Annotated in this window: 4 protein-coding genes, 1 tRNA gene and 1 pseudogene; 5 read left to right on the top strand and 1 reads right to left on the bottom strand. The window is 69.4% G+C overall.

Annotated features, from left to right (window positions below):
* Window positions 1-232 precede the first annotated feature (232 nt).
* Window positions 233-376: pseudogene (locus Q8S40_RS21180) on the top strand (integrase core domain-containing protein); the annotation flags it as partial.
* A 169-nt stretch (window positions 377-545) separates the two neighbouring features.
* On the opposite strand, the gene Q8S40_RS21175 reads toward Q8S40_RS21180, so the two are convergent.
* Window positions 546-635 (bottom strand) — tRNA-Ser (locus Q8S40_RS21175).
* 212 nt (window positions 636-847) lie between these two features.
* Here Q8S40_RS21175 and rplU point away from each other — a divergent pair.
* From rplU to proB, 4 genes are all read left to right on the top strand, one after another.
* Window positions 848-1,165, top strand: coding sequence for a 50S ribosomal protein L21 (gene rplU, locus Q8S40_RS21170; RefSeq protein ID WP_304812665.1), 318 nt, complete (start codon window positions 848-850; stop codon window positions 1,163-1,165).
* A 29-nt stretch (window positions 1,166-1,194) separates the two neighbouring features.
* Window positions 1,195-1,464 carry a 50S ribosomal protein L27 gene (gene rpmA, locus Q8S40_RS21165; RefSeq protein WP_304812667.1) on the top strand — a complete coding sequence of 90 codons (270 nt, stop codon included), beginning with the start codon at window positions 1,195-1,197 and terminating at the stop codon, window positions 1,462-1,464.
* A 76-nt stretch (window positions 1,465-1,540) separates the two neighbouring features.
* Window positions 1,541-2,566, top strand: a complete 1,026-nt coding sequence (gene obgE / locus Q8S40_RS21160) for a GTPase ObgE (protein WP_304812669.1) — start codon at window positions 1,541-1,543, stop codon at window positions 2,564-2,566.
* 9 nt (window positions 2,567-2,575) lie between these two features.
* Window positions 2,576-3,706: a glutamate 5-kinase gene (proB, locus tag Q8S40_RS21155; RefSeq protein ID WP_305671988.1), complete on the top strand. Its 1,131-nt coding sequence runs from the start codon at window positions 2,576-2,578 to the stop codon at window positions 3,704-3,706.
* Window positions 3,707-3,935 lie beyond the last annotated feature (229 nt).

Genomic DNA, 3,935 nt, shown 5'->3' with positions numbered 1-3,935 from the left:
GCGCCCGCTATATGACCCTGGAAGCCATCAGCACCGTCAGCGATAATGCCACCGTCAGGCTCTCGGCCGTGCCCGCCTGATATGGCGGCCCAGCCCGCCAAAGATCATCGCGCTCCTACACCACGCGATGGGACACGATCCCACGGCGGCGATGTCCTGATCCTGGCGTTGTCTGGTTTTTCGGGTGCTACCTGGCGCAGTAGCCTGATTGCTCCGACAAGGCGGGGTGGAGATGGCCGCGGCGCGCCGGATCATCGAAGCATGGAGGAGCGACTACAACACGACCCGCCCACACACGAGCCTGAACGGGCTCACGCCAGCAGCCTCTGCAACCCGCCCCGCATCGGGGCAAATGGAGAACAGAATCTGCTCATGAACGAGGGCAAGTTGGGGGCAGGGTCAGCGCGAACCCGGGAGCACTGGCGGCGGAAGTGCGCGCGGTTACAAAAGGCCCCTCGCAGGATTTCGCGCGGCTTCGATCGTGTCCTGAGGGAATGCGCGAACCGGAGCGAAAAGCAGCGCAGAGGTGCGAACCAAAGCGAAACTGGCGGAGAGGGTGGGATTCGAACCCACGGTAGACTTGCATCTACTTCGGTTTTCGAGACCGACGCGATCGACCACTCTGCCACCTCTCCGCAGGCGGTGGCGCCCTATAATCACACGAAGGGCGGTACGCAACCCGCCACGCCGTTGACTCTCGGCCCGGCACCCCGCTATACGCTGCGCCCTCCGGACACCCAGGCGGCAATGGCCTGGGGAGGCCGGCGGTCAGTTATGGCCGAACCACCCAAACTCGTCCGGGCGAACCCGCCCAGCAGCACCGGACCTCGAAAGCCCGAGCGCGAACATGACCTATGCAGTGATCCGCACCGGCGGCAAGCAGTACCGCGTCACTCCCGATGCCGTGCTGACCGTCGAGAAGCTCGAGGCCGAGCCCGGCGCCACCATCACCTTCCACGACGTCCTGGCCCTCGGCACCGATGCCGGCCTCACCCTCGGCGCGCCGACCGTGCCGGGTGCGACCGTCACCGCGGTGGTCGAAGGCCAGACGCGCGGCGACAAGGTGATCATCTTCAAGAAGCGCCGCCGGAAGAACAGCCGCCGCAAGAACGGGCATCGCCAGATGCAGACCGTTCTCCGCATTTCCGCGATCGCCGCGGCCTGATCCGCTAGCGACAGAAAGGACCCCACACCATGGCACACAAAAAGGCCGGCGGTTCGTCGCGCAACGGCCGCGACTCGGCTGGCAAGCGGCTCGGCGTCAAGCGCTCGGACGGCCAGTTCGTCCAGGCCGGCAACATCCTCGTCACCCAGCGCGGCACCAAGATGCGCGCCGGCTCGAACGTCCTGGTCGGCCGCACGCACTCGCTGCATGCGCTGGTCACCGGGCATGTGAAGTTCGAGCGCAAGGCCGAGGGCCGCGTCCAGGTTTCCATCACGCCCATGGCCGTCGCGGCCGAATAGGCCGAGACCTCCTGGCGAGCGTTTGGACGGGGGCCGCCAGGCCCCCGTTCGCGTTTCCGGGTATCGGACACAGACCATGAAATTCCTCGACGAAGCCAAGGTCCATGTGAAGGCGGGTGACGGCGGAGACGGCGTCATCGCCTTCCGCCGCGAGAAGTTCATCGAATACGGTGGCCCCGACGGCGGCAATGGCGGCAAGGGCGGCGACGTGATCATCGAGGCCGTGGACGGCCTGAACACGCTGATCGACTACCGCTACGCGCAGCACTTCAAGTCCCGCAAGGGTGGCAACGGCGCCGGCCAGGACCGCACCGGGGCCGGGTCCGACGACGTCATCATGAAGGTGCCGGTCGGCACCCAGATCCTGGCCGAGGACAAGGAAACCCTGCTCGCGGACCTGACCGAGGTCGGCCAGCGCATCGTCATCGCCAAGGGCGGCGATGGCGGCTACGGCAATGCCACCTTCAAATCCGCCACCAACCGATCGCCCCGCCGGGCCGATCCCGGCTGGCCCGGCCAGGAACGCGCCATCTGGCTGCGCCTGAAGCTGATCGCCGATAGCGGGCTGCTCGGGCTGCCGAATGCCGGGAAGTCCACCTTCCTGGCCGCCGTCTCCGCGGCACGACCGAAGGTGGCGGATTATCCCTTCACCACGCTGCACCCGCAGCTTGGCGTGGTGCGGCTGAACCCGGACGGCACGCCGTCCCGCGACGGCTCGCTGGAATTCGTCCTGGCCGATATCCCTGGCCTGATCGAGGGCGCGCATGAAGGCGCCGGCCTCGGCACCCGCTTCCTCGGCCATGTGGAACGCTGCGCGGTCCTGTTGCATCTGGTCGATGGCACGGCCGCCGACCCGGCCGCCGCCTACCGCACCATCCGCGAGGAACTCGCCGGCTATGGCGGCGGGCTGGCGGACAAGCCGGAGGTTGTCGCGCTGAACAAGTCGGATGCGATGACGCCGCAGGCCACCGCATCCCGCCTCAAGGCGCTGTCCAAGGCCGCCGGCAAGCCCGCGCTGCTGGTCTCGGGTGCCACCGGGGCGGGCGTGAAGCAGGTGCTCTACGCGCTGTACCAGCAGATCCTGGCCGACCGCCGAGGCTGAGACCCGCCGATGCTGCCTTCCCTCGCCACCGCCCGCCGCATCGTCGTCAAGATCGGCTCCGCCCTGGTGGTGGACAACGCCACCGCCACGCCGCGCAGCGCCTGGCTGGCCGGGGTCGCGCAGGATGTCGCGGCGCTGCGGGCGCGGGGGGCGGAGGTGATCCTGGTTTCCTCCGGCGCCATCGCGCTCGCCCGCCACGCGCTGGGCCTGACGCGGAAGAAGACGTTGCGGCTGGAGGAAAAGCAGGCCGCCGCCGCCGTCGGCCAGATCCGCCTGGCCGGCGCCTGGGCCGATGCGCTGTCCGCCGTGCAGCTCAGTGCCGCGCAGCTGCTGCTGACGCTGGAGGATAGCGAGGATCGCCGCCGCTACCTGAATGCGCGGGCCACGCTGAACACGCTGCTGGCGCTGGGCTGCATCCCCGTCATCAACGAGAACGACACCGTCGCCACCGCCGAGATCCGCTTCGGCGACAATGACCGCCTGGCCGCACGCGTGGCGGAGATGGTGGAGGCGGATGCGCTGGTGCTGCTGTCGGATATCGATGGCCTCTACACCGCCGATCCGCGCCGCGACCCTGCCGCGGCCCATATCCCCGTGGTGGCGCAGATCACGGAGGAGATCATGGCGATGGGGGGCGAGCCGCCGCCCGGCTATTCCTCCGGCGGCATGCGCACCAAGCTGATCGCGGCCCGCATCGCAACCGGCGCCGGCTGCGCCATGGCCATCGCGCTCGGCGCGCAGGACCGGCCGCTCGCCGCCATGCAACAGGGCGCGCCCTGCACCTGGTTCCTGCCCGAGCGCGAGGGCCGTTCCGCCCGCAAGCGCTGGATCGCCGGCAGCCTGGCGCCGCTCGGCACGCTGGTGGTGGATGCCGGCGCGGCGCGTGCCCTGGCGCGCGGATCATCCCTGCTGCCGGCCGGCGTGCGCGCCGTGGAGGGCAGCTTCGAACGCGGCGACCCGGTGCGAGTCATCGACGAGGCGGGGCGGCAACTGGCCCGTGGCCTGTCCGCCTATGATTCCGATGCCGCGCGCCTGATCGCCGGCCATCGCAGCGAGGAGCTCGAGACCATCCTTGGCTGGCGTGGCCGTGACGAGATCATTCACCGGGACGATCTGGTGCTTCTCACCCTGGCGGGGTGAAGCGCCGGGTCAGGCGACCGTCCTCATGCTTGCGCCTCTCGGTGGGGTGCAGCAGCATCCTCGGGATCAGCCAGGGATACTGCCCCGATGCACCGTGCCCTTCGCCTCGCCGCCACCTTGCTGCCCCTGTTGTCCGCGCCGGCGCTGGCACAAACCACGCTCCGCATCGGCATCGGCGCGGACCCCGCGGTGCTCGACCCCGCGCAATCCGGCAGCTTCGTGGAGCGCG

Origin of the sequence: Falsiroseomonas sp. (assembly GCF_030695085.1) — a bacterium.
In the GTDB taxonomy this organism is placed as follows: domain Bacteria; phylum Pseudomonadota; class Alphaproteobacteria; order Acetobacterales; family Acetobacteraceae; genus Falsiroseomonas.
Note: the sequence above shows the minus strand (reverse complement) of the source record. Positions and strands in the feature narration are given on the sequence as shown.